We start from the raw sequence: 24,058 nt of genomic DNA on the forward strand, positions 1-24,058 counted from the left end.
CTATGAAAAACTTTAAACTTTTTGCTGTTGTAATTATGTTAGTGATTTTTTTAGCTGGATGTAGTTATAAAAGTGGTTATGAACCTGAAAATTTATTACCATATGAAGATCAACTGTTAGCAGTTCAAAATGCTGTTGATAGTTTTCAGGAAGATTCCAGTGGACTATTACCGATAAAAACACGCGATATGGAAACTGACCAATACATTAAATACCCAATTGACTTTAGTAAAATCATTCCATCTAAACTTGGAGAGGCTCCTGCTAATTCTTATGAAGCTGGGGGTATTTATCAATATGTACTAATGAATGTAGAAGAGAATCCTACTGTTAAATTAGTAGACTTACGTATTGCAGATACCCTTCGTGACATCAACCATCGAAAAGGGATAAATGGATTCGGACCTATTGCTGAGACCATTGTAGAAGGTGTTTATAAGTTGGACTATAAAAAAATGGGATATGATAGTGAATTATCCATTCAAAGTCCATATTCTGATACTCAATTACCGATTGTTGCTACTGGCGATGGGGAGGTCTATGTTGATTACTCAATAGAATTGAATAGATTACTCGAAGAAACAGAAGAGCAAATAAAACCGGGAGATGACATTCGTTTTTTGTTAACGGATAATTTTGCAATTGTTCCTGCATATTCCCTTCCCTACACGATTAATGAACAAAATGAGCCAGTTTTTATGTTGAGTAAGTAAGAAGAAATAGTTATAAAGACTTAAATTTAAGTGGAAAACTGTTTAAATTGTTTTCAAAATGTCTTGATCATTCTTGATGTTATAATATTACCAAGTGAATTTTTAGTGATTTTGATTGTGATGGATGTTGCAATCAGAATCACTTTTTTGATAATTTTATGACATTTCTCTGTCAGTCCACCTTCAAAAACTATTAGAGAGAATAGTGAATTTGATTTTTATCCTGTGGTTCTCGAAATATAAATGTTATTGTGTTTTTCTTTCCTAATCGGATAAATATTTACTATTTGAGTCAATTTCATAATTACTTGTTTCATTTACCAAATGCGAATGTTTACTTAATATCGCCATATATTATTCGTTTTTTAAGGCGATCCCGTTGATTGGAGTGGTAGCCGGCGAATCTAGTGGAAATCAGTGTTGTTCGGGTTTTACTATATAATATTCTTTGTGAAATTGAATCATTTAAACTTATATAAATTGAAAATCTTTACATCTATAAATCACAATAAATAATTGCATCTTTGTTTCAAATACCATTTATAAATGGTTTTGTCACATTTTATATTTAACTAATATTAGTATTTAAGTAACAGTTTCTATGTCTAGCTATAACATGCATTTGAGCAAGACAATGTGGATTAATAATCAATCGTTTCTAGAAGTTAAAAAGGACGTTTCGTGCGATATGCATGAAACGTTTTTTTTGTGCATATATTAAATTGCTAAGAAAGGAGAGTATCCATGTCGAGTAAACTGTATGAACAGATAGCAGAAAGAACGAATGGAGATGTGTATATTGGTGTAGTCGGCCCTGTCCGAGTAGGTAAATCTACTTTTGTAAAACGTGTAATGGAGTTAGTAGTAATCCCGAATATTCAGGAAGAGGCCGAGCGACTACGTGCACAAGATGAATTGCCTCAAAGTTCTCCAGGCAATGTGATTATGACAGCGGAGCCGAAATTCGTACCAGCACACGGGACAAATATCCACTTAGGAGAAGATCAACTACGCTTACAGATCAGACTAGTAGACTGTGTCGGTTATATGATCGATGGCATTAAAACGCACTCTGGTGAAGAAGGGCAAAAGCTTGTGCATACACCATGGCATAGCGAAGCAATACCTTTCGAGGAAGCTGCTAGAATTGGGACAGACAAAGTAATTAGAGATCACTCTACTATTGGTATTGTTGTCACAACGGATGGATCAGTAAATAATATTCCTCGTATGGCAGCTGAAAGTGCAGAACAACAAATAATTACACAATTAAAGGAAATTGGTAAACCATTCGTTATCGTTCTAAACAGTAAAAATCCAGGTCATTTAGAGACGATTCAATTAAGTGAAGAATTACAAAGACAACATGAAGTTCCAGTAATTGCAACTGCCGTTGATCGTATGACTGCTGAGGAAATTCAATACATACTCCAACAAGCACTCTATGAATTTCCGATCACGGATATCGAATTAGTAAAACCAGATTGGACAGATGTGTTAGAACCTGACCATTTTGTCAATAATGCTATCACTTCCTCCTTACAAGAATGGCTGCAAATAGTATCCAAAATGAAAGACGTGAAAGAATTAGCTTCTAGATTCAAGCAAGTTCCCTTTATCCAGTCAGCAGAAGTTGTAGAAGCAAATCCCGGTAGAGGGTCAGCATGTATACAAATTGGCTTAAAACCCGAAGTGTTTCAGGAAGTTTGCGATGAATGGTTAGAGGAACCTATTGAGTCGAAGAAGGATTGGCTACTGTTCGTTAAAGAAGCATCTACCGCAAAGAAGGCATATCATAAATTTTCAGATGCTTTGGAAGCAGCTAAAAAACATGGTTATGGCGTATCATTACCAACAATTCAAGATTTTCAGCCTACCGCTCCCGAAATTATCAAACAAAATAATTTCTATGGTGTAAGCTTAAAAGCAAAAGCTGCCTCTCTCCACATTATACGTGTAGATATGGAAGCTGAATTCGCACCATTAATCGGGTCTGAATTTCATAGTCAGCAATTATTAAAGGATTTAAAACATGGGTATTTACACGACCGAGATGCTTTATGGCAAACACAGGTTTTTGGAACTTCTCTAGTGGAAGTTTTAAAAGAAAGTTTACGTTATAAAACAGAAAGTGTTTCTGACGTAGCGAAGAAGAGAATGCGAGAAACGATTGAACGAATGGTAAATGAAGGTGACCGAGGGATGGTCACATTTATATTGTGAAGTCAATACAGGACTTTTTGCGAGTATGCAAAAAGTCCTGTTATTGTGTGAAAATGTCCTTTTTTTGAGGAAACTTAGCTAAACTCGTGTAAATTGTGTTGCGAAGGTTTTTTGGTTGTGATACTCTTTTTACAGGATTGAAGCTATCTTCCTTTGAGAGGAGGTGAATGGTATGAATAAAACAGAACTAGTTAACTCTGTTGCAGAAGCTACAGAACTTTCTAAAAAAGATGCTTCTAAAGCTGTTGAAGCTGTATTTGAATCAATTCAAACTGCTCTTGCAGATGGTGAAAAAGTACAATTAATCGGTTTTGGAAACTTTGAAGTTCGTGAACGTGCTGCACGTAAAGGACGTAACCCACAAACAGGTAAAGAAATCGACATCGCTGCAAGCAAAGTACCTGCGTTTAAACCAGGTAAAGCACTTAAAGACGCAGTTAAATAACTGATGTTGTAGTACATAGAACGGTTATTGTGGAGCTTGCTTCACGGTAGCCGTTCTTTTCAATTAAGTTCTGTTATCAGATTGTTCAATTGTTAAGCTATAACCCAAAAAAAGAATTTCAGCTATTAACGAGATAAAATATGCAGATATGACATTAGAATAAATTTATTTATTATAATTATGTCATATGCTAAGATGCAATTGATATAATACATAGTTTTAGGGGGTCTACAGATGACAAAAGTCGATCTGAACAAGATAGAAGAAGCTGTTAAAATGATTTTAGAAGCAGTCGGTGAAGATCCAAATAGAGAAGGATTATTAGAGACACCTAAGAGAGTATCTAAAATGTACGCAGAAATGTTCGAAGGCTTACATCAGGATCCAAAGGAATATTTTAAAACTGTCTTTAACGAAGAACATGAAGAGTTAGTTTTAGTAAAGGACATACCGTTCTACTCCATGTGTGAACATCATTTAGTTCCCTTTTACGGTAAAGCACATGTAGCATATATTCCTCGTAATGGGGTTGTGACGGGCTTAAGTAAACTTGCTAGAGCTGTTGAAACTACAGCAAGACGCCCACAACTACAGGAAAGAATCACCTCAAGCGTAGCGGATGATATAATGCAAATGCTAAATCCACATGGTGTGTATGTAGTAGTGGAAGCAGAACATATGTGTATGACAATGCGAGGTATTAAAAAACCTGGTGCAAAAACAATTACTGCTGTTGCACGTGGAATTTTAGAAACTGACGATGTGAAGCGCTCAGAAATACTTTCATTCATAAAGATGAAGTAACACCTTTGGATGTCGGCTTTAGAATATGGTATGATGGAAAAAGACTGTGAACAAAGGAGACTATAATATGTCTAGTTCAGATTATATTTTGATAAAAGCAGAGGAAGATGGAGTTCATGTAATCGGTCTTACAAGAGGAACAGATACAAAATTTCATCATTCTGAAAAACTGGATAATGGTGAAGTTATGATTGCCCAATTTACCGAACATACGTCGGCCATGAAGATCAGAGGAAAAGCATCAATCCATTCTGCAAATGGTATTATACAATCCGATTCTAAAAAATAAATTAAAATAACCAGATAGACAGATTAAGCGCAGTTGGGAAATGGAGTAAAGTGTATGAACGAAGCATTGATCAAACAACATATAAAGCAGTATAAAGATGGCATATTCAAGCAAGTACAACATAGTACTTTGTTAAAATATACCGGGGCTCCTGTCATTGATGAAGAGCGTTTGTTTTTTACACTTTTACCACTATTTAATGGGGAAGAATGGGATGAGTCCCAAAGTAAATCTGCCATTGCAGTTACACTTATCTTTTCTGCCTTAGCTGCTCACGACTTAGTAAAAGAATTGAATGCAACCACTAAGGAACAGCAACTACAAGTATTAGCTGGGGACTATTATAGTGGGAAGTATTACCAGTTACTAGCTAGTGACAAACAATTAGACTTAATCCAACAATTGTCGGATGGTGTCGCAACTATATCTGAACAGAAGACTAGATTTTATGATCGACAATTATATAGCTTTGAGGAAATCATACAATCTATCCAACTGATTGAATCTAAATCTATCGAACAATTATATGAATATTATTCATTTCATGAATATGTATTCGTTATGAAAGAATCATTGCTACTCATTGCTCTAAAAAGAGAACTAGAAGCATATGAAAAAGGCGGCAAACCATTTTACATTAGTAAATCTAGTCAATTACAAGCCAATATTAATTTGCTACAGGTGGAGATAGGAAAAGTTGAGTCTTTACTCAAGGAAGAAATAACTAACTCAGAGCTATTGCAAGACCAACTAAAAGGCCTACTGTTAGATAAATTAATGAGATGCACCTTAGAAAAGCAGTTGAGAGAAGGTTAAATCGTGGGAAAATCAAAAGAACAACATGTACATGAAGTTTTTGAAAAGATATCCGATAATTATGATTCCATGAATTCGGTTATTAGCTTTCAACAACATAAAGCATGGCGAAAAGATACGATGAAGGCTATGCAAGTAAAACGTGGAAGCAAAGCATTGGACGTATGTTGCGGAACAGCAGATTGGACAATCGCATTGGCAAAGGCAACTGGACCAACTGGTGAAGTAAGAGGATTAGATTTTAGTCAGAACATGTTAAATGTAGGATTAGAAAAAGTTAAGGATATTTCGCAAATTGAGTTAATTCAAGGAAATGCTATGGAATTGCCATTCGAAGATAATTCTTTCGATTATGTAACGATTGGGTTTGGTTTACGCAATGTTCCCGACTATACACAAGTATTAAGTGAAATGAACCGTGTTGTTAAACCAGGTGGAATGGTTGTATGTTTAGAAACATCTACGCCAGATTCTAAACTATTTAATGGATTGTTCCGATTCTATTTCCGTTATATTATGCCCCTATTCGGAAAACTATTTGCAAAAAGCTATAAAGAATATTCATGGTTACAGGAGTCAGCTAAAGAATTTCCAAATAGAGCTGATTTAACAAAGCTCTTTGAAAAAGTGGGTTTGGTCAATGTAACTAGTAAACCATATAGTGGTGGAGCGGCAGCTAGACATATTGGATATAAAAAAGATATTTAAGTGAGTGAGGTTGTAACCGTGGACAAGATGAAGTTGAAGTTACTCTATTCCGATTTAAAATCGGATCTTGAAATCATCGAAAAAGAATTAGCTGTAGCGGTGAATTCTTCTTCTCACTTATTGAATGAAGCGTCTCTTCATCTACTACTTGCTGGAGGTAAAAGAATTAGACCAGTTTTCGTCTTGCTTGCAGCGAAATTCGGAAATTACTCTATAGACTCAATAAAAAGTGTGGCTGTTTCAGTTGAACTCATTCATATGGCCTCTCTCGTCCACGATGATGTAATAGACGATGCAGAAACCAGACGGGGCAGAGAAACTGTAAAGGCGCAATGGAACAATCGGGTTGCGATGTATACAGGTGATTTTCTTTTTGCAAATGCAATTGAATACATAACAGATTTACAAAATACATATGCACATGAAGTGTTATCTCAAACAATGGTGGAACTTTGTATTGGTGAAATTATTCAGATTGAGGATAAGCACTATCTAGAGCAAACAGTTAGAGACTATCTACGTCGAATTAAACGAAAAACGGCAATATTAATATCAGCCAGCTGTGAATTAGGTGCAATTGCTTCCAAAGCAGATGAAAAAACTGTAAGTCATTTGAAGCGGTTTGGATATTATGTTGGTATGTCATTTCAAATAATTGATGACATTTTAGATCTCACATCTTCTGACGAGGAATTAGGCAAACCTGCTGGATCTGATCTCGCGCAGGGCAATATTACTCTGCCTGTTTTATTCGTTAAAAACGATCCAGCCATTGAACCTTTATTAAGTGATATTTTAGCTGGAACTATTAGCGACACCAATCGACAAATATTGTTAACGAAAATTCGCGAATCAGACGGTATTGAACGTGCCAAACAAATAAGTAATATATACTTACAAAAAGCGCTAAATGAGGTTAAGCAATTACCGGCAAATTCAGCGAAGAAATCGTTACAAAATATTGCGCTATTCATGAGCAAAAGGAAATTTTAAGAGGAAGATTGATTAGTTGCTTACTTTTGGAACTCCGTAGCGAAAAACTAAGTTGTTAATTTAATTTGAAAATAATGCATTATAATGATAATATTTGTAACGGTGGAGAATAAAGTCCATTATATATATTCGAGGAGTGTTAACTATGGAAAAAACATTTTTAATGGTAAAACCTGATGGCGTACAACGTAACTTAATCGGTGAAATCGTAGGTCGTTTTGAAGCAAAAGGATTCCAATTAGTTGGAGCAAAATTAATGCAAATTCCTACCGAACTTGCTGAACAACATTACGGCGAGCACAAAGAACGCCCATTCTTCGGAGAATTAGTAGAATTCATCACTTCTGGACCGGTCTTTGCTATGGTATGGGAAGGCGAAAATGTTATCTCAACTGCTCGTTTAATGATGGGTGCTACAAACCCTAAAGAATCTGCACCAGGAACTATCCGTGGTGATTTCGCAGTAACTGTAGGGAAAAATATTATCCACGGTTCTGACGCTCCTGAAAGTGCTGAACGCGAAATCGGATTATTCTTCAAGCAAGAAGAGCTAGTATCATACAAAAAAGATGCTAACAACTGGATTAACTAATAAGAAATAGAAAAAGGTTGTTTATGACTTCATTCATAAACAACCTTTTTTTGTTTTGAAAAAAGAAGCTACAAGATAGAATATAGCTAAAATGAGAGAGAATAACTGCTAACAGAGAAATGCATTGTTATTCGAATGGCATATCGATCTTAGAAGTGAGATTGGAGTTTAAACCAGGGGCATCTCTTTTTATCCGAGGGAGTTGACCTAAACGAGAGAAACTCACACTCAACAAACTAAATGGTAGGTAAGTGTTCATATTTGTCTGTCTTTTTAGTATGTTCGAAATGCTACGTATAGGATATACTAATTATAGGTTTTAGAAGGGGGCGAAATCATTTTGCCGGATTATATTAAATTTGTGGATTCCATTAAGAAAAAGACAGGCATTGATCTTGCAGCATATAAAGAGGCGCAGATGCGTCGTAGACTAACTTCGTTGTATGAAAAAAAGGGATATAAAAATTTTGTTGAATTTTATCAAGCTCTCGACTCCAATAGAGATTTAATGAATGAATTTCTAGACAGGATGACAATCAATGTTTCGGAGTTTTATCGGAATGCAAAACGGTGGGAAATACTACAGACTAAAATATTCCCAAAATTATTAGAAACAAATAAACGTCTAAAAATTTGGAGTGCAGCTTGCTCTACTGGAGAAGAACCTTATACCATTGCAATGGTTCTGTCCAATCATGTTCCTTTAACTCAAGTTGCTATACACGCAACGGATTTAGATGAAAATGCAATTCAACGTGCGAAAGTTGGCATTTACCCTGAACGTTCCCTAGCCGAGGTTCCAACTGATATGAAGAATAAGCATTTTGAGAACCAAACTCCATTTTATAAGATGAGTGATGCAGTTAAAAGAACGGTAACATTCAAAAAACATAATCTATTGAAAGATACATATGATAAAAACTTTGATTTGATTGTTTGTAGAAATGTTATGATTTACTTCACAGAGGAAGCAAAAGATCAAATATATCAAAATTTTAGCGATTCCCTTCGTTCCGGTGGAATACTATTTGTTGGTAGTACTGAGCAAATATTCAATCCAGGAAAATATGGATTTGAAACGGAAGATACCTTTTTTTATCGGAAAAAATAAGAAAAACTGTCCGTGAAATTCCGGACAGTTTTTCTTCTAAGCAAAGATAATGAATAGAAGGTCGCACGAATTCAGCAATAGTGGAAGATAAGTGGTAAATGATTAATGAAAAGAAAGTATAGATAAGTCAAGACAATCGTTCACTGAACAAAGGTCGACTTCAGTTGAGGAATGATTTTTATTTTTCAACTAGCCTTTAAAAGGTACTTACACATTTTTTGTATACATTGTTCTAAAATTTTGTTATAGTGAAAAACAAATACTTTAGCGAGTTGAAGGGGGAAAGTGCTGTGAGATATTTAACTGCAGGTGAGTCACATGGACCACAACTAACAGCGATTATTGAAGGGTTACCAGCCCAATTAGAAATAACGAGTGAAATGATAAATAAAGAATTAAAACGTCGTCAAGGTGGACATGGTCGTGGAAGACGTATGCAAATTGAAAAAGATACAGTTGCTATTACTTCAGGTGTACGCCACGGGAAAACATTAGGATCTCCAGTTTGCCTAGTTGTAAATAATGATGATTGGAAGCATTGGACGAATATAATGGGAATTGAGCCTCTTGGAGAAGAAATAGATCCTGAGGATATTAAAAGACAAATTACAAGACCTCGTCCTGGTCATGCCGATTTAGTTGGAGGTATGAAGTATGGTCATCGTGATTTACGAAATGTTCTAGAGCGATCTTCTGCGCGCGAGACTACGGTAAGAGTTGCTGTAGGAGCTGTTGCAAAAGAATTGCTTAGTAAACTAGGTATATCCATCGTGGCACATGTGACGAAAATTGGTGGGATTGAAGCCGATTTAAGTCTAGCTAATGGCAAAACAGTAGAGGCAATTCGTGAGATTGTTGAGGCAGATCCGGTATATTGTTTAGATCCGGAAGCATCAGCCCGAATGGTAGAGGCAATCGATAATGCAAAAAAAGCTGGAGACACCATTGGTGGAGTGGTAGAGGTAATCGTTTCTGGTATGCCAGCTGGAGTTGGAAGCTATGTCCATTATGATCGTAAGTTAGATGGCAAGTTGGCAATGGCGATGATGAGCATCAATGCATTTAAAGGTGTAGAGGTAGGATTAGGATTTGAAATGGCTAACCTTTTTGGAAGTCAAGTTCATGATCAAATTTCTTGGAATGATGTAGAAGGATATACACGCGATACAAATCGTCTAGGTGGACTTGAAGGAGGTATGTCTACGGGAATGCCAATAGTAGTACGAGGTGTGATGAAACCAATTCCTACGCTTTACAAGCCGCTTCAAAGTGTGGACATTGATACGAAGGAGCCGTTCAAGGCTAGTATTGAAAGATCTGATAGCTGTGCGGTACCAGCAGCTTCAGTAGTTGCTGAAGCAGTTATTGCTTGGGAGATTGCACAAGCGGTATTAGAAACCTTTCATGGAGATAAAATAGATACATTACTTGCAGACATAGAGAGTCATAGAGCATATACAAAGGGGTTTTAATGATGTCTATCCAAGTAAAAACGAAAGACTCTGTTTATGAAGTTTTTTTAGGAGAGAATATTTTACAATCTTTTTGTGAAAGACGAGCAGCAGATTTTAAAAAATATGATCAACTAGTGATAATCACGGATGAACATGTTTGGAGACTTCATGAAGACTATGTTCGTACTAATTTTAATCTGTCTTTTAAACTTTATATTGTTCCAAACGGTGAGGCATGCAAAACGTTTGAATCCTATTTTCAAGTCCAAACCTTTTTGCTGGAAGAAAATTGTTCAAGGAATTCTGCTCTTATCGCATTAGGAGGGGGAGCAGTTGGGGACTTGACTGGATTTGTGGCGGCAACATTTATGCGTGGTATTCCTTTTTATCAAATTCCAACAACTATACTAGCACATGATAGTGCCGTTGGAGGTAAAACTGCCATCAATCACCCAAATGGAAAGAATATGATTGGGGCTTTCTATCAACCTTCGGAAGTCTTATATGATTTTCATTTCTTAAAAACATTACCAGCAGCAGAAGTTCGCTCTGGCCTTGCAGAGGTTATAAAGCATGCGATTATCAGTGATGCTAGTTGGATGGATGAATTTATTGCTCTTCCCAACTTAAAGGCAATCAATAATAAAGAATTATTACAATGGCTTGAAAAAGGAATTCGAGTAAAAGCTCGTATTGTCGAATTAGATGAAAAGGAACAATCTTATCGTAAATTCTTGAACTTTGGTCATACATATGGTCATGCAATTGAAGCATCTGTAGGCTACGGTAAAATTACGCATGGTGAAGCAGTTATGATTGGAATGATTCCAGCGTTAATGCTAAGTGAACTTCATGGAAATGTGGAAGAAGGATATGCCAAAAAAGTGTATGATTTAGCGAAAAGACTTGGCTATAATTTTGAACATGTGCTTCAGTGTTCATTTGAAAGTTTATCTAAATTTATGCAAAAAGATAAGAAAACGACAAATGGAGAACTACATTTTGCGTTGCTTCAAGAAATTGGGAATCCATTTGTGCAAATAATTTCGGTGGAAGAAATTAAAAGATGCGATGAACAACTGCGGCAATGGGTTAAGGAGGCAACTAATGATTAGAGGCGTAAGAGGAGCAACTACAGTAACAGAGGATTCAAATGAATTAGTACTTCAGGAAACTAGACGTCTTGTAGAAGAAATGGCAAAATCAAATGGTATTTTACCAGAAGATATCGCTTCAGTCATCATATCTACTACGACGGATATTACTTCTGCTTTTCCTGCAAGAGCTGTTCGAGGCATAGAAGGATGGGCGTATGTCCCAGTAATGTGCACGCATGAAATGAACGTTCCTGGAGCGTTGGAAAAGTGTATACGATTACTAATGCATGTAAATACGACAAAACCGCAGCAAGAGATACAACATATTTATTTAAATAACGCTGTACAGTTAAGACCAGATTTACTCAAATAAACTATAGAACTGAGGGGTTAAAATGAAATTCAAACAACAGATTAATGGGTTACATGCATATCAGCCTGGCAAAACTTCCGACGAAGTGAAGAGAATGTTTAACTTAGAAAAAGTGACGAAACTTGCTTCTAATGAAAATCCATATGGTGCGTCTCCAAAAGTACAAGAATACTTCGCAAATGCGAATTTAGATTTTGCCATCTATCCTGATGGATATGCTTCGAACCTTAGAACAGCTGTAGCGAATCATTTAAACATCTCTGAAAAACAATTATTATTTGGTAATGGTTCTGACGAGAATATTCTTATCGTATCAAGAGCTATTTTACGACCTGGGTTGAATACTATTATGGCAGATTTAACATTCGGTCAATATAAGCATAATGCGATTGTTGAAGGAGCAGAAGTTCGTGAAATCGCCCTTACAAATAACGGGGAGCATGATTTAAACAGTATGCTTGCAGCGATTGATGAGAACACCGCTATCATTTGGGTATGTAATCCAAACAATCCAACAGGGACACTAACACCTAGCGATAAATTGAAAGATTTTATTGAAAAAGTGCCAAAGGATGTATTGATCGTTTTAGATGAAGCATACACAGAATACATAACAGACAATAACTACAAGGATTCTCTTGGATTATTAGAAAAACACCCAAATATATTAATAATGCGTACATTTTCTAAAGCTTATGGACTTGCAAGCTTTAGAATTGGTTATGCGATTGGATCAGAAGAAGTAATAGCTCAACTAGAACCAACTCGGGAGCCATTTAATAATACAATTATAAGTCAGAAGGTAGCCCTTATTGGATTAGAAGATCAAGCGTTTATAGAACAATGTAAAGAGAAAAATAACACTGGAAAAGCTCAATTCGTGGCATATTGCGAGGAACGAAATTTAGATTATTTTCCTTCCCAAACAAACTTCATCTTAATGGAAGTCAAAGCTAATAGTGACGTAGTATTCCAAGGATTAATGAAGCGAGGGTTTATCGTTCGAAGTGGGAATGCATTAGGGAAACCAGGATACCTTCGTATAACAATTGGGACAGAACAGCAAAATAGCGAGTTATTAGAAAAGCTAGATGAAGTTCTAAAAGAGGAAGGCGTCTTATAATGCAGCAAACAGTTTTTATTATTGGTCTCGGATTAATAGGTGGATCTCTAGCACTTGGTTTAAAACGCAATAAAGATGTGAAAATAATTGGGTATGATGAAAATGGTCATACCCTTAGGACAGCGAAAAGAATTGGTGTCATAGATGAAATAGTCATAAACATGAAAGATGGAACGGAGTGTGCGGATGTAATTGTTTTTGCTACTCCAGTAAGTGAAACAATCCGATTAATGAATGAATTGCCAAAATGGCAACTAAAGAACCAAGTAATTATTACGGATACGGGAAGTACCAAAAAAGAAATTATGAAAGCTGCCATTTCTTTAAGAGAAAAGGGCATTACGTTTATAGGTGGACATCCCATGGCGGGCTCCCATAAAAGTGGTGTAGAGGCTGCCAGACCGATTCTTTTTGAGAATGCTTATTATTTGCTCACACCTTTTGAAGACGAATCTTATGAACGTATTCAAGTTCTGATAGATTTATTGCAGGTGACGAAAGCGAAGCTGGTAAAAGTCGGAGCAGAGGAACATGATCACATGACTGCTGTAGTTAGTCATTTCCCCCACTTAGTTGCCGCCTCACTTGTGCATCAATTATCTTTTGAAAACGAACTATATCCATTTACAAAACAACTTGCAGCCGGCGGATTTAGAGACATAACAAGAATTGCTTCTGCAAACCCGATTGTATGGAGAGATATAACGCTTCAAAATCGTAAAGAACTACGTAATCAATTACAGGCATGGACGAATGAAATGAGTAAATTACAAGACTTACTATCATACGCAGATTCTAGTGATATAGAAGAATATTTTGCTACTGCTAAAAGAGTAAGAGATGATCTTCCTATAAATGCACAGGGTGCAATGTTTAGCTCTTTCGACCTTTATGTTGATGTACCTGATTATCCTGGTGTTATTTCGGAGATTACAGGATATTTAGCTAAAGACAATATTAGTATTACAAATTTACGAATTGTAGAAACTCGTGAAGACGTTTTCGGAATACTTGTCATAAGCTTTCAATCAACAGATGATCGTGCTAAAGCGGTAGACTGTATTGCCAATAATACATCATATGAAACGTATATTTCTTAAGGAGGGGTGATCTTGATAACTAGCAAGAAATTAGAATATGCACAGCCCTCATTGGAGGGTGCTATTCGTATACCTGGGGACAAATCTGTCTCGCATCGTTCTATCATGTTCGGAGCTATTGCTGAAGGGACTACTACAGTTGAAGGCTTTTTGCAAAGTGATGATTGCTTAAGTACGATTGATTGCTTTCAAAAGCTTGGAGTTGAAATATCTATAGAAGGTGACAAAGTAAATATCAATAGTAAGGGAATCACGCACTGGAAAGAACCCGATGAAATATTATATACGGGGAATTCAGGGACAACTACTCGCTTAATGCTTGGAATTTTAGCTGGTTCATCGGTATCTTCGGTATTAATAGGTGACGAATCAATCCAAAAACGTCCAATGAGAAGAGTTACAGATCCTCTAAAACAAATGAATGCTAAGCTAATCGGGAGAGAAAACGGTCAGTTTACTCCTATTGCTGTAGAAGGTACTAAATTACAAGCTATTCACTATACGATGCCAGTAGCTAGTGCGCAGGTGAAATCTGCAATATTACTAGCAGCTTTAAATGCAAACGGTGAAACAGTAGTTGAAGAAATAGAAACTTCTAGGGATCATACAGAGAAAATGCTAGAACACTTTGGTGCGAACATCACCGTTGATAATAGGACGATCAGACTTCTAGGCGGACAAAAGCTTAATGGAACTGCCGTTGTCGTACCTGGTGATATTTCCTCTGCAGCGTTCTTCCTAGTAGCTGGTGCAATTGTTCCTAGTAGTAAGTTAACTTTAACAAATGTAGGGTTAAATCCAACAAGAACAGGCATTATGGATGTTCTTCAAGCAATGGGTGCTTCTTTTACAGTTAATGACGCAGCAAATAGCAGTCACGAAGAGATGGGTACAATTGAAATTGAGTCCTCTTCTTTAGTTGGAACAGAAATCGGAGGAGAACTCATACCTCGGCTCATCGATGAAATACCTATAATAGCTTTACTCGCTACACAAGCTAACGGCAAAACTGTTATTAAAAATGCAGAAGAGCTAAAAGTGAAAGAGACGAACCGAATTGATGCAGTAGTAAATGAGTTGAAGAAACTAGGAGCAAATATTACTGCCACAGATGATGGAATGATAATAGAGGGGCCGACAACACTTCATGGCGGAGATATTCTCACATATGGAGATCACCGTATTGGTATGATGGCTGCAGTTGCTTCCCTAATAACAACAGAACCTGTCACAATTGACAATGCGGGATGTATTGCTGTTTCATACCCTACATTTTTTGAAGATATTTCGAGTGTGATCAAATGAATCTTAGATTAGGGAAAGCTTCATTCCTTACTGATCATTAGCTGAACACCTTTATAGTTAAACATCACGGGTGCTTTACCTCATTAATAAATGAAAAAAATAAAAACCCTCTTTTTTAGAAGAGGGTTTTTTTCTTGTTCAAAAACAAATGTTCTTGTAGGATAAAGGTATAATGAAAGAATGGTGATAACATGGACAACTTGACACCTTTTATCCAGACGATGGAAGAAGGAAACATGGAAAAACTTGGAACAATGATTGATAATTTTTTATTGAATGGCGATCCAGATGAGCAATACCAGCTTGCAGATCTACTAACGCAGTTTGGTTTTATACAGGAAGCTATTACAGTCTTAGAGCATCTTCAGTTTTTATTTCCTGAAGAGAATCAATTGAAGATTGATCAAGCCCAGCTTTATTTAGAAATGGATAAAGAAGATGAAGCTCTAGAGATGCTAACAACTATCGAAAAAACTAGCGATGCTTACCCGCAGGCCCTACTTACATTAGCTGACTATTATCAAATGATTGGGTTATATGAGGTTGCAGAACAAAAGATAAATGAAGCAATCACGCTATTACCAAAAGAACCTTTACTAATGTATGCTAAAGGTGAATTGTTGTTTGAAACTGGTCGATACCTAGAGGCAGCACGAGTAATGGAGGATTTACTGCCTCATCAGGACTCTATACAAGCAGTAGATTTACCGCTTAAACTAGCAGAAATCTATAGTGCTGGGGCAGCATATGAGGAAGCGATTCCATATTATACAGAAGCACTGAAAAAAGAAGTTGCCCCAGACGTACTTTTCCATGCAGCTTATGCATCCTTCCAGGTACAGCATTATGAAAGTGCTGCAAAACAATTAGAAGATCTCCTTCAAATTGATCCTGACTACTTCTCAGGGTATATGCTTCTTGCTGAGACCTATGCAATGCTGGAAAAAAATGAGGATGCTCTAAAAACAATTACAGATGGTATCACCCGTGATGAATATGAAAAAGAATATTATTTATTTGCAGGTAAAATTTCCTTGAAATTGGGTAAAGTGAAAGAAGCAGAAACTTTTTTAAGAGAAGCAATTGCTCTTGACCCAGAATATATGGATGCTATTTTCATTTTGTCTTCCTTATTTTCAACAGAAGAGAAAGATGAGGAGTTAGTGGAACTCTATGAAACGTTGAAGCAAGAGCATTTTGAATGGTCTGCAATGTATCCATTTTTAGCAGCTGCGTATGAAAGATTAGAATCCTACGAAAAAGCATACGAATTTTATCAGCTTGCATATACTGAACATAAAGAGGATGTTCCTTTTTTAGAGAAATACGTTTATTTCCTTTTAGAAGAAGGGAAAAGAGCAGAGGCAAAAGATATTGTGTTAATTTTACAAAAACTTCAACCAGAAAATAGTGAATGGTTTGAAATGTTTGAATAAATGAAGGAAGGAGAGGTTACGTGACTGCTTCTGTTTCAGTTGGTGAGAAAAAAGAATTTGTTCGGTGGTTTTTAAAAAAGTATCAGATGAAAAGAAGAGAGTGCGTGTGGATCTTGAATTACTTGATAAGCCACGAAACATTGTTGAATAATGTACACTTTGTGGAGGAGGCGCATTATTGTCCTCGAGCGATGATTATGTCGGTTACGACGTCCTCAGGTATCCCATTTCGCTTTTACAAAGGAAGTATCATGACTGCTGATGCTGAAAAGTCCTTCCATGATTTGCGGTTACATCCAGAAGAAGATATGTACATTCAATTGAACTTTCAAATGATGCCACCTAGTCCTGAGTATTTGGCGGTATTAGAAGAGAATCCATATATGCCGAAATATTTGCAGATTAGTGAAAAAGATAAATTGATAGCCGAGGATATAGTTAGTGAAAGCTTGTATTCATTTCAAGTGGAACAATTAAAAAAGCAGATTGATCAAGCGATAGATGATAATAACAAAGAAAAATTCATGGAGCTTTCTTCATTGTGGAAACAAATACAACAAAAAGAGGTTTAGGAGAGGTTACAAATGCATTGGAACGGAAAAGATAGCACAGTATATCAAGCACAAAAAGAATTTATAGACACAGCAGTGATTCCATTAATACAAATTGATGGCTCAGATGAGGGCTTCCAATTTGCAGCATCTGCAGCTGACTTCACACTGTCCCTAGCAAACGTAATTGAAAATCAGTTCAAAGGAAGGATTGTTTTATTTCCTTCCTTCTCCTATACAAAAAGTCAGGACAAGCAATCCGTATTTAAAGATTGGCAGGAAGAACTAAACAAAGCATCCTTCAAGCATATCTTTTACGTTACTTCTGATAGAGAGTGGAGTACAATGGGAGAGGAACAAAATATTATTTGGATTCCATCTGTACCACTGGATTCCATGGACCAAAAAATGAGAAACTCAGTACTAGAAGATCAATTACGACAACTTATTCCTATTTTCGCGAAAAAATGGGCGAATTAGTGACAATTTGTTTCATGATTTGTCTATAAAGTTTATAATTCGAGGAAATCGATTATTGACCTTCCTTTTTTATTGATATATCATGTATATGTCCTAGTATTATTATTCAAGCAAGTATGTCCATTGGACTGACCTTTAAGTAAGAGGGGGGAAAAGGATGAGTAACAATAAAGTATCAAGACGTCAATTTTTAAGTTACACTTTAACAGGTGTTGGCGGATTTATGGCAGCTGGAATGCTTATGCCAATGGTACGATTTGCAGTTGATCCTGTATTGCAGAAAAAAGAAGGCGGAGATTTTGTACTAACGGAGAAGAAAATTGCCGATATTACGGAAGTTCCAGAACGTGTTGACTTCACTTTTGAACAAGTGGATGCATGGTACAAGTCTGATATTACCAATGCTGCTTGGGTATACAAAGAAGGCGATGAAATTATCGCACTATCTCCTGTATGTAAGCATTTGGGTTGTACAGTAAACTGGGAAGCAGACCCAGCTCACAAAAATCAGTTCTTCTGTCCATGTCACGCGGGTCGTTATGAGAAAAACGGTAAAAATGTTCCAAAAACACCACCTCTAGGTCCGTTGGATCAATATGAAGTTCGTGAAAATGACGGGTTCTTAGAAATTGGGAAAGCTATTCCTAACACATTAGTTTAAAGTAAGGGGGTACGACATCAGTGCTTAATAAAATCTATGATTGGGTGGATGAACGTCTAGATATTACACCAATATGGCGTGATATTGCAGACCATGAAGTACCAGAACACGTAAACCCTGCACACCATTTCTCTGCATTTGTATACTGTTTCGGTGGATTAACATTTTTCATCACAGTAATTCAAATTCTTTCAGGTATGTTCTTAACTATGTATTATGTACCGGATATTGAAAATGCATGGGAATCTGTTTACTACCTTCAAAATGAAGTAGCATTCGGTGAAATAGTGCGTGGGATGCATCACTGGGGAGCATCACTTGTAATTGTTATGATGTTCTTACATACATTACGTGTATTCTTTACTGGTTCTTATAAAAAACCTCGTGAACTAAACTGGATGGTCGGAGTACTAATCTTCGCCGTTATGTTAGGTTTAGGATTTACAGGTTACCTACTTCCTTGGGACATGAAAGCATTGTTCGCAACGAAGGTTGGTATTGAAATTGCAGCATCTGTTCCATTTATTGGTGGAATAATTAAAACACTTTTAGCTGGTGATGAAACAATCATCGGTGCACAAACATTAACAAGATTCTTTGCGATTCATGTGTTCTTCTTGCCGGCTGCTTTATTTGGATTACTTGCAGCTCACTTTATCATGATTCGTCGTCAAGGTATTTCTGGACCACTATAATGGGTAAGTGGTTCAGATAATTCTTAACAAGGAGGGGACATTATGCATCGCGGAAAAGGCATGAAATTTGTTGGAGACTCACGTGTACCAGATCTTTCTAATCGTAAGAAAAACACTCCAAAGGACTATTCAGAGTATCCAGGTAAAACAGAAGCTTTCTGGCCTGACTTTTTACTTAAAGAATGGTTAGTCGGTGCGGTTTTCTTAGTTGGTTATTTGGTATTAACAGTTGCACATCCATCGCCACTTGAACGCCCAGCTGATCCAGCTGACACAGGTTACATTCCAGTACCAGACTGGTATTTCTTATTTTTATACCAATTATTAAAATATGAATTTGCTTCTGGACCGTATAATATTATTGGAGCAATCGTTATGCCAGGATTGGCTTTCGGAGCGCTATTATTAGTTCCATTTTTAGATACAAGTAAAGAAAGAAGCCCATGGAAACGTCCATTACCGACAGGATTCATGCTTCTTGCAATTGCTTCAATTATTTTCTTAACATGGGAATCTGTTGTAAACCATGACTGGGAAGCTGCTAAAGCTTACGGTGAAATTAAAGAAGAAGTTTCTGTTGAATATGATGAAACCTCGGAGGGTTATCAACTTTACCAGGCTTCTTCATGTATTGGGTGTCACGGTAACTCCTTTGAGGGCGGTATTGGTTTGCCATTAGCAGGTTTAGACATGACTGCTGAGGAAATCGTAGAAATCGCTCATGAAGGTAGAGGCGGTATGCCTGGTGGAACTTACACAGGTACTGAAGAAGAATTACAAAAACTAGCTGAGTTTATTACAACACTTCAACCAGCAGAATAATTTTTACAAGTGAAGAGAGTCAGGAAACTGGCTCTCTTTTTTTTCATATTAAAAAGGAGCCAAAATAAATGAAAGAATTGCTACTGTACACAAAGATGGTTCTCTTTAACAAAACATTTATGTGGCTATTGCTCATAGTAAACCTATTTGGTACCCTCTATGGCTACTATTGGTATGAAGGACAGTTGTCCCAAACAGAAGCTAAGTTTCTTCTATTCGTGCCCGACAGTCCTACAGCTAGTTTATTTTTTACAATTGCCTTGTTCGCATGGCTGTTTAAGAAAAATTGGAAGTTAATCGAAGCTTTAGCATTAATCACGCTTGTAAAATATGGATTATGGGCAGTAGTGATGAATATTTGGACGTATGTGGAAAATGATTATCTCGGTTGGATGGGATGGATGCTTGTTGCATCTCATTTTGCAATGGCAATCCAAGCTATATTATACATTCCTTATTATCGCTTTACTTGGATACATATATTTATTGCTGCTATTTGGACATTACATAATGATGTGATAGATTATGTATTTGATCAAATGCCAGTTTATAGCAGTTTATACAAATATGCTAATCAGATTGGTTACTTTACATTCTGGCTATCCATTGCTTGTATTTCTTTAGCTTCTTTCATATATCAAAAAAGGTCAAAGCTTATTAGTTGAATGTCTCTATTATTCCTATTAAAATAAATAGTATAGATTAGAGAGGGGGAAAAGAAACTTGGTTTCTTATCTCATATACTTTGCGATAATTTTATTATTGCCTTTGTATGCACAAATGAAAGTTAAAAGGACATATAAAAAATATTCAAAAGTTCGTTCTACTTCAGGAATGACAGGTGCTCAAGTGGCAAGAACAATTCTTGATGCAAATGGTTTGAATGATGTTCAAGTTGTTGAAAGCAGAGGATTTTTAAGTGATCACTACAATCCAATGACAAAAATAGTTGCATTATCTTCTCACAACTTTCATGAAGCTTCTGTTGCAGGTTCTGCGATTGCAGCACATGAGGTTGGTCATGCTATTCAGCACAAAGAATCATATTCATTTTTAAGTTTACGACACAAATTAGTACCAGTTGCTAATATTTCTTCTAATGCTTCCTGGATATTCATTATGATAGGTATGCTTGCTAGCTTCTCTAATCTTTTATTAATAGGGATTGTGTTGTTAGCTGCGGGTGTTGTATTCCAAATCGTTACGTTACCAGTGGAATTTAACGCTTCTAACCGGGCTATGAACCAAATGGTGTCTCACGGCATTATTCGCAATGAGGAAGAACCTCATGCGAAAAAAGTATTAAATGCAGCCGCATTAACCTATGTTGCTGCTGCAGCAGTCGCTGTTTTAGAGTTGTTACGTTTAGTATTGATCTATACTGGAATGACTCGGAATGATTAAGATTATTTAAAAGAATGAAGGGCGATGACAGTAGTCATCCTCTTCATTTTTTTTATTTTTAGTGTTCCGTAAACATTGGGTTCTCGCCGCTTACCGAGGGCATTGTCTCAATCCTTCGTTTGGCTGCGGAAATCACTGCATATCTAGATTTCTATTGAAGATGTTCAGGCGTCTTTTTACCCGGTTTATTTATATCTAGGAAGAATTTGTCGTTCCACAAGTAAATGGTGTATTAAGCAACCGCTATGTAGGTAAAATCTTATCCTGTAGTAATTTTTAATCTCTTTTAATTGAACTGGAACGTATAGTTAGAAAAAGGATCACCCAAGTAAAATACTTGAACAATCCCTTATAACTATTCTATCGGATTTTTCTCATCATCTAATGTGAAACCTTCACCCATTACATCTTTTACTTCTGTAATAGAAACAAATGCATGTGGATCAACAGAGCTAATAACTGATTTCAACACACTTATCTGGTTTTTAGCTACAACACAATATATTACTTCACGACTACTTTTTGTAAAATGTCCATGACCATTTAAAATAGTTACTCCGCGAGATAACTTATTGGTAATCAGATCTGCAATCTCATTTTGTCTTTCTGAAATGATAAATGCACCTCTAGCAGAATAAGCTCCTTCTTGAACAAAATCAATGACTCTTGCACCTACATATACGGCTACTAGGGTATACATCATAGAACGCTCATTTAAGAAAGTTGCCCAAGATAACAAAATGACAAATGCATCGAAGATAAACATAGTTTTACCCATGCTCCATCCCTTGTATTTAAATACAAGACGGGCAATAATATCTACGCCTCCAGTTGTACCTCCATATTTGAAAATAATTCCTAAACCTAATCCTACAAAAACACCAGCAAATAGTGATACGAGAAAAAGGTCATCTTCTAACCCTAACTGAAATTCATAAATATTAAATATTTTTAAAAATATAGATACTGAAATGGTCCCTATTAATGTATAAGCAAACATTTTACGGCCGAGCAGCTTCCAACCTATGATGAACATTGGTATATTTAATAAAAGGTTCATCAAGGCTACATCCCAGTTGAATGCAAAGTATAAAACGAGAGTAATACCAGAAAATCCACCTTCTCCAAGTTCGTTTTGCATATTAAAATGAACAAAGCCAAAACTATATATAGCTGCTCCCAAAATAATCATCACAATATTTTTAAATTTAAGTCCAAGTCCCATTGTTCCACCTCACTTATTAGTTCATACTAAAGTTATTATCGATTATTTCGATGCTTTTGACAACTAGCTGCTATTTTTATTAGGATATAGGAGGGATAAACAATGGAAGAGAAAAAAACGTTGTCCGAATTACAACTAGAGGTAGATACATATATAAATCAATTTAAAGAAGGTTACTTTCCACCTATGGAGCTATTAGCAAGACTTACTGAAGAATTAGGGGAGCTCTCTAGGGAGGTTCAACATAAGTATGGGACAAAGAAAAAGAAACCTACAGAAGTGGAAAAAGAAATTGCTGATGAAATGGGAGATTTCTTTTTTGTACTATTGTGTTTGGCAAATGCGGAAGGTATAGATCTGCAACAGTCACTAGAGCAAGTCTTAAACAAATACAATACAAGAGACAAAGATAGATGGACGATCAAGGAGGACTAATAATGGTCATTAAAGTAGCGATAGCCGGCCCTAGGGGTAAAATGGGAAAAGAAGCAGTAGCAACGGTTATAAAGAACGAGAATTTTTTATTAGTATCGGTTTTAGATTCTAAAAAAGATATGGAGTGCTTAGGAGATAATATTCCCATTTTCACATCTTTAAATTTATTAATCGAGCAGACAGAACCTGATGTATTAGTCGATTTGACGGTACCTTCAGCTGTTTTTGAACATGCTATGACAGCACTTGAGTATGGTGTAAGACCAGTTATTGGTACAACTGGCTTTACTGATTTACAATTAGATACATTACGTAACAAAGTAGAAGAAAGACAGGTAGGGTGTATTATCGCCCCTAACTTTTCTATTGGTGCTGTCCTTATGATGAAGTTTGCACAAACAGCTGCAAAATATTTACCTAATGTAGAGATTATCGAGATGCATCACGATCAAAAGGTAGATGCCCCTTCAGGAACAGCTATTAAGACGGCTCAAATGATTCAACAAACACGTACTTCAATGGAACAAGGTCATCCTGAGGAGGAAGAGACAATTCAGGGCGCAAGAGGAGCAAATATGGATGGCATGCATATACATAGTGTCCGATTACCTGGTTTAGTTGCACATCAACAGGTACTACTTGGGGGAGAAGGTCAATTGCTAACTCTACGTCATGATTCTTTTGACCGTGCTTCCTTTATGTCTGGAATTGTACTGTCTATCGAAGAAGTTATGAAACGTAATATACTGACTTACGGTTTAGAGGATATTATTTTATAGGAGGTATAAAATGAGAATTGCATTAGTAGCACATGATCAGAAAAAAGAAGATTTAATACAGTTTGTAACTGCCTTTAAATCGATATTAGAGGAGCATGACTTATATGCTACCGGAACAACAGGTACTAGAATTATGGATGAAGTTGGCTTAAAAATATTTAGATATAAATCAGGACCGCTAGGTGGAGATCAACAAATAGGTTCTGCAATTGCAAATAACGAAATGGATATGGTCATATTTTTCCGGGATCCGCTTACAGCTCAACCTCATGAGCCAGATGTAACTGCGCTCATTCGACTTTGTGATGTATATCAGATTCCTCTTGCAACAAACATGGGAACAGCTGAAATACTATTAAAAGGAATAGAACAAGGTTTTTTAGATTGGCGTTTATTGGAAGAGAGACGTTCACGTTAAGGAAGT

General features: G+C 36.4%; 28 protein-coding genes. 27 read left to right on the top strand and 1 reads right to left on the bottom strand.

Translation table 11 applies throughout. The features are described 5' to 3' along the window. Positions 1-2 precede the first annotated feature (2 nt). From ACQCPR_RS07740 to ACQCPR_RS07855, 24 genes are all read left to right on the top strand, one after another. Positions 3-713, top strand: a complete 711-nt coding sequence (locus ACQCPR_RS07740; protein WP_427138691.1) for a hypothetical protein — start codon at positions 3-5, stop codon at positions 711-713. Between the two features lie 744 nt (positions 714-1,457). Further along, positions 1,458-2,936: a stage IV sporulation protein A gene (spoIVA, locus tag ACQCPR_RS07745; RefSeq protein WP_090561789.1), complete on the top strand. Its 1,479-nt coding sequence runs from the start codon at positions 1,458-1,460 to the stop codon at positions 2,934-2,936. Positions 2,937-3,108: 172 nt separating this feature from the next. Further along, the gene (locus ACQCPR_RS07750; RefSeq protein ID WP_090561787.1) at positions 3,109-3,381 is read left to right on the top strand and encodes an HU family DNA-binding protein; all 273 of its coding nucleotides are present in this window, start codon (positions 3,109-3,111) and stop codon (positions 3,379-3,381) included. A gap of 234 nt (positions 3,382-3,615) precedes the next feature. Beyond that, positions 3,616-4,185: a GTP cyclohydrolase I FolE gene (gene folE, locus ACQCPR_RS07755; protein WP_090561785.1), complete on the top strand. Its 570-nt coding sequence runs from the start codon at positions 3,616-3,618 to the stop codon at positions 4,183-4,185. Positions 4,186-4,252: 67 nt separating this feature from the next. Beyond that, complete coding sequence (gene mtrB, locus ACQCPR_RS07760; protein ID WP_090561783.1) at positions 4,253-4,474, top strand: trp RNA-binding attenuation protein MtrB; 222 nt, start codon at positions 4,253-4,255, stop codon at positions 4,472-4,474. Between the two features lie 54 nt (positions 4,475-4,528). Continuing rightward, a complete protein-coding gene (locus ACQCPR_RS07765; protein WP_427138692.1) occupies positions 4,529-5,290 on the top strand; it encodes a heptaprenyl diphosphate synthase component 1 in 762 nt (253 codons plus the stop codon). A gap of 3 nt (positions 5,291-5,293) precedes the next feature. Then, on the top strand, positions 5,294-5,998 hold the full coding sequence (locus ACQCPR_RS07770; RefSeq protein WP_427138693.1) for a demethylmenaquinone methyltransferase: 705 nt from the start codon (positions 5,294-5,296) through the stop codon (positions 5,996-5,998). Between the two features lie 18 nt (positions 5,999-6,016). Then, positions 6,017-6,991: a heptaprenyl diphosphate synthase component II gene (hepT, locus tag ACQCPR_RS07775; RefSeq protein ID WP_427138694.1), complete on the top strand. Its 975-nt coding sequence runs from the start codon at positions 6,017-6,019 to the stop codon at positions 6,989-6,991. 145 nt (positions 6,992-7,136) lie between these two features. Beyond that, positions 7,137-7,583 carry a nucleoside-diphosphate kinase gene (gene ndk / locus ACQCPR_RS07780; protein ID WP_090561775.1) on the top strand — a complete coding sequence of 149 codons (447 nt, stop codon included), beginning with the start codon at positions 7,137-7,139 and terminating at the stop codon, positions 7,581-7,583. A 340-nt stretch (positions 7,584-7,923) separates the two neighbouring features. Further along, a complete protein-coding gene (locus ACQCPR_RS07785; RefSeq protein ID WP_090561772.1) occupies positions 7,924-8,694 on the top strand; it encodes a CheR family methyltransferase in 771 nt (256 codons plus the stop codon). Positions 8,695-8,984: 290 nt separating this feature from the next. Further along, positions 8,985-10,166: a chorismate synthase gene (aroC, locus tag ACQCPR_RS07790; protein WP_427138695.1), complete on the top strand. Its 1,182-nt coding sequence runs from the start codon at positions 8,985-8,987 to the stop codon at positions 10,164-10,166. 2 nt (positions 10,167-10,168) lie between these two features. After that, positions 10,169-11,263 (top strand): 3-dehydroquinate synthase, encoded by a 1,095-nt coding sequence (gene aroB / locus ACQCPR_RS07795; RefSeq protein ID WP_427138696.1) that lies wholly within the window; start codon positions 10,169-10,171, stop codon positions 11,261-11,263. After that, entirely contained in the window at positions 11,256-11,618 is a 363-nt protein-coding gene (aroH, locus tag ACQCPR_RS07800; protein WP_090561766.1) for a chorismate mutase, read from the top strand. Before aroB ends, aroH begins: the two co-directional genes overlap by 8 nt. Positions 11,619-11,640: 22 nt before the next feature. Then, positions 11,641-12,741 (top strand): histidinol-phosphate transaminase, encoded by a 1,101-nt coding sequence (gene hisC / locus ACQCPR_RS07805; protein ID WP_427138697.1) that lies wholly within the window; start codon positions 11,641-11,643, stop codon positions 12,739-12,741. Continuing rightward, positions 12,741-13,841, top strand: a complete 1,101-nt coding sequence (locus tag ACQCPR_RS07810; protein ID WP_427138698.1) for a prephenate dehydrogenase — start codon at positions 12,741-12,743, stop codon at positions 13,839-13,841. The genes hisC and ACQCPR_RS07810 overlap by 1 nt, the downstream gene beginning before the upstream one ends. A gap of 15 nt (positions 13,842-13,856) precedes the next feature. After that, positions 13,857-15,146, top strand: coding sequence for a 3-phosphoshikimate 1-carboxyvinyltransferase (gene aroA, locus ACQCPR_RS07815; RefSeq protein ID WP_340880830.1), 1,290 nt, complete (start codon positions 13,857-13,859; stop codon positions 15,144-15,146). A 191-nt stretch (positions 15,147-15,337) separates the two neighbouring features. Beyond that, positions 15,338-16,582 carry a tetratricopeptide repeat protein gene (locus tag ACQCPR_RS07820; protein WP_427138699.1) on the top strand — a complete coding sequence of 415 codons (1,245 nt, stop codon included), beginning with the start codon at positions 15,338-15,340 and terminating at the stop codon, positions 16,580-16,582. Between the two features lie 20 nt (positions 16,583-16,602). Beyond that, on the top strand, positions 16,603-17,154 hold the full coding sequence (locus tag ACQCPR_RS07825) for a ReoY family proteolytic degradation factor (protein WP_090561758.1): 552 nt from the start codon (positions 16,603-16,605) through the stop codon (positions 17,152-17,154). 12 nt (positions 17,155-17,166) lie between these two features. Next, positions 17,167-17,613 (top strand): YpiF family protein, encoded by a 447-nt coding sequence (locus ACQCPR_RS07830; RefSeq protein ID WP_090561756.1) that lies wholly within the window; start codon positions 17,167-17,169, stop codon positions 17,611-17,613. A 157-nt stretch (positions 17,614-17,770) separates the two neighbouring features. Continuing rightward, positions 17,771-18,274, top strand: a complete 504-nt coding sequence (locus tag ACQCPR_RS07835; RefSeq protein WP_090561754.1) for a ubiquinol-cytochrome c reductase iron-sulfur subunit — start codon at positions 17,771-17,773, stop codon at positions 18,272-18,274. Positions 18,275-18,294: 20 nt separating this feature from the next. Next, positions 18,295-18,969 (top strand): menaquinol-cytochrome c reductase cytochrome b subunit, encoded by a 675-nt coding sequence (qcrB, locus tag ACQCPR_RS07840; RefSeq protein ID WP_090561750.1) that lies wholly within the window; start codon positions 18,295-18,297, stop codon positions 18,967-18,969. Between the two features lie 42 nt (positions 18,970-19,011). Beyond that, complete coding sequence (locus ACQCPR_RS07845; protein WP_090561748.1) at positions 19,012-19,791, top strand: menaquinol-cytochrome c reductase cytochrome b/c subunit; 780 nt, start codon at positions 19,012-19,014, stop codon at positions 19,789-19,791. A gap of 68 nt (positions 19,792-19,859) precedes the next feature. Next, positions 19,860-20,456 carry a DUF1405 domain-containing protein gene (locus tag ACQCPR_RS07850; protein WP_427138700.1) on the top strand — a complete coding sequence of 199 codons (597 nt, stop codon included), beginning with the start codon at positions 19,860-19,862 and terminating at the stop codon, positions 20,454-20,456. Positions 20,457-20,571: 115 nt separating this feature from the next. Continuing rightward, on the top strand, positions 20,572-21,195 hold the full coding sequence (locus tag ACQCPR_RS07855; RefSeq protein WP_241598888.1) for a zinc metallopeptidase: 624 nt from the start codon (positions 20,572-20,574) through the stop codon (positions 21,193-21,195). A 355-nt stretch (positions 21,196-21,550) separates the two neighbouring features. On the opposite strand, the gene ACQCPR_RS07860 is transcribed toward ACQCPR_RS07855, so the two are convergent. Further along, positions 21,551-22,420: a YitT family protein gene (locus ACQCPR_RS07860; RefSeq protein WP_090561741.1), complete on the bottom strand. Its 870-nt coding sequence runs from the start codon at positions 22,418-22,420 to the stop codon at positions 21,551-21,553. Positions 22,421-22,522: 102 nt separating this feature from the next. On the opposite strand from ACQCPR_RS07860, the gene ACQCPR_RS07865 reads away from it, so the two are divergent. The 3 genes from ACQCPR_RS07865 to mgsA are packed head-to-tail and all read left to right on the top strand — an operon-like array spanning position 22,523 to position 24,052. Beyond that, positions 22,523-22,855 carry a nucleotide pyrophosphohydrolase gene (locus ACQCPR_RS07865; protein WP_269920918.1) on the top strand — a complete coding sequence of 111 codons (333 nt, stop codon included), beginning with the start codon at positions 22,523-22,525 and terminating at the stop codon, positions 22,853-22,855. 2 nt (positions 22,856-22,857) lie between these two features. Beyond that, positions 22,858-23,634 (top strand): 4-hydroxy-tetrahydrodipicolinate reductase, encoded by a 777-nt coding sequence (dapB, locus tag ACQCPR_RS07870; RefSeq protein WP_090561737.1) that lies wholly within the window; start codon positions 22,858-22,860, stop codon positions 23,632-23,634. 10 nt (positions 23,635-23,644) lie between these two features. Continuing rightward, positions 23,645-24,052, top strand: a complete 408-nt coding sequence (mgsA, locus tag ACQCPR_RS07875; protein ID WP_090561735.1) for a methylglyoxal synthase — start codon at positions 23,645-23,647, stop codon at positions 24,050-24,052. Positions 24,053-24,058: the final 6 nt, after the last annotated feature.

It is taken from the genome of Psychrobacillus psychrodurans (assembly GCF_050209195.1).
In the GTDB taxonomy this organism is placed as follows: domain Bacteria; phylum Bacillota; class Bacilli; order Bacillales_A; family Planococcaceae; genus Psychrobacillus; species Psychrobacillus psychrodurans.

Coding starts and splice junctions, on each gene's coding strand:
- spoIVA (WP_090561789.1), top strand. CDS start 1,458: ATGTCGAGTAAACTGTATGAACAGATAGCAGAAAGAACGAATGGAGAT.
- ACQCPR_RS07835 (WP_090561754.1), top strand. CDS start 17,771: ATGAGTAACAATAAAGTATCAAGACGTCAATTTTTAAGTTACACTTTA.
- ACQCPR_RS07845 (WP_090561748.1), top strand. CDS start 19,012: ATGCATCGCGGAAAAGGCATGAAATTTGTTGGAGACTCACGTGTACCA.
- ACQCPR_RS07855 (WP_241598888.1), top strand. CDS start 20,572: ATGAAAGTTAAAAGGACATATAAAAAATATTCAAAAGTTCGTTCTACT.
- ACQCPR_RS07850 (WP_427138700.1), top strand. CDS start 19,860: ATGAAAGAATTGCTACTGTACACAAAGATGGTTCTCTTTAACAAAACA.
- aroH (WP_090561766.1), top strand. CDS start 11,256: ATGATTAGAGGCGTAAGAGGAGCAACTACAGTAACAGAGGATTCAAAT.
- dapB (WP_090561737.1), top strand. CDS start 22,858: ATGGTCATTAAAGTAGCGATAGCCGGCCCTAGGGGTAAAATGGGAAAA.
- folE (WP_090561785.1), top strand. CDS start 3,616: ATGACAAAAGTCGATCTGAACAAGATAGAAGAAGCTGTTAAAATGATT.
- mtrB (WP_090561783.1), top strand. CDS start 4,253: ATGTCTAGTTCAGATTATATTTTGATAAAAGCAGAGGAAGATGGAGTT.
- mgsA (WP_090561735.1), top strand. CDS start 23,645: ATGAGAATTGCATTAGTAGCACATGATCAGAAAAAAGAAGATTTAATA.
- ACQCPR_RS07750 (WP_090561787.1), top strand. CDS start 3,109: ATGAATAAAACAGAACTAGTTAACTCTGTTGCAGAAGCTACAGAACTT.
- ACQCPR_RS07830 (WP_090561756.1), top strand. CDS start 17,167: ATGCATTGGAACGGAAAAGATAGCACAGTATATCAAGCACAAAAAGAA.
- ACQCPR_RS07865 (WP_269920918.1), top strand. CDS start 22,523: ATGGAAGAGAAAAAAACGTTGTCCGAATTACAACTAGAGGTAGATACA.
- ACQCPR_RS07820 (WP_427138699.1), top strand. CDS start 15,338: ATGGACAACTTGACACCTTTTATCCAGACGATGGAAGAAGGAAACATG.
- ACQCPR_RS07765 (WP_427138692.1), top strand. CDS start 4,529: ATGAACGAAGCATTGATCAAACAACATATAAAGCAGTATAAAGATGGC.
- ACQCPR_RS07860 (WP_090561741.1), bottom strand. CDS start 22,420: ATGGGACTTGGACTTAAATTTAAAAATATTGTGATGATTATTTTGGGA.
- ACQCPR_RS07740 (WP_427138691.1), top strand. CDS start 3: ATGAAAAACTTTAAACTTTTTGCTGTTGTAATTATGTTAGTGATTTTT.
- hisC (WP_427138697.1), top strand. CDS start 11,641: ATGAAATTCAAACAACAGATTAATGGGTTACATGCATATCAGCCTGGC.
- ndk (WP_090561775.1), top strand. CDS start 7,137: ATGGAAAAAACATTTTTAATGGTAAAACCTGATGGCGTACAACGTAAC.
- ACQCPR_RS07810 (WP_427138698.1), top strand. CDS start 12,741: ATGCAGCAAACAGTTTTTATTATTGGTCTCGGATTAATAGGTGGATCT.
- aroB (WP_427138696.1), top strand. CDS start 10,169: ATGTCTATCCAAGTAAAAACGAAAGACTCTGTTTATGAAGTTTTTTTA.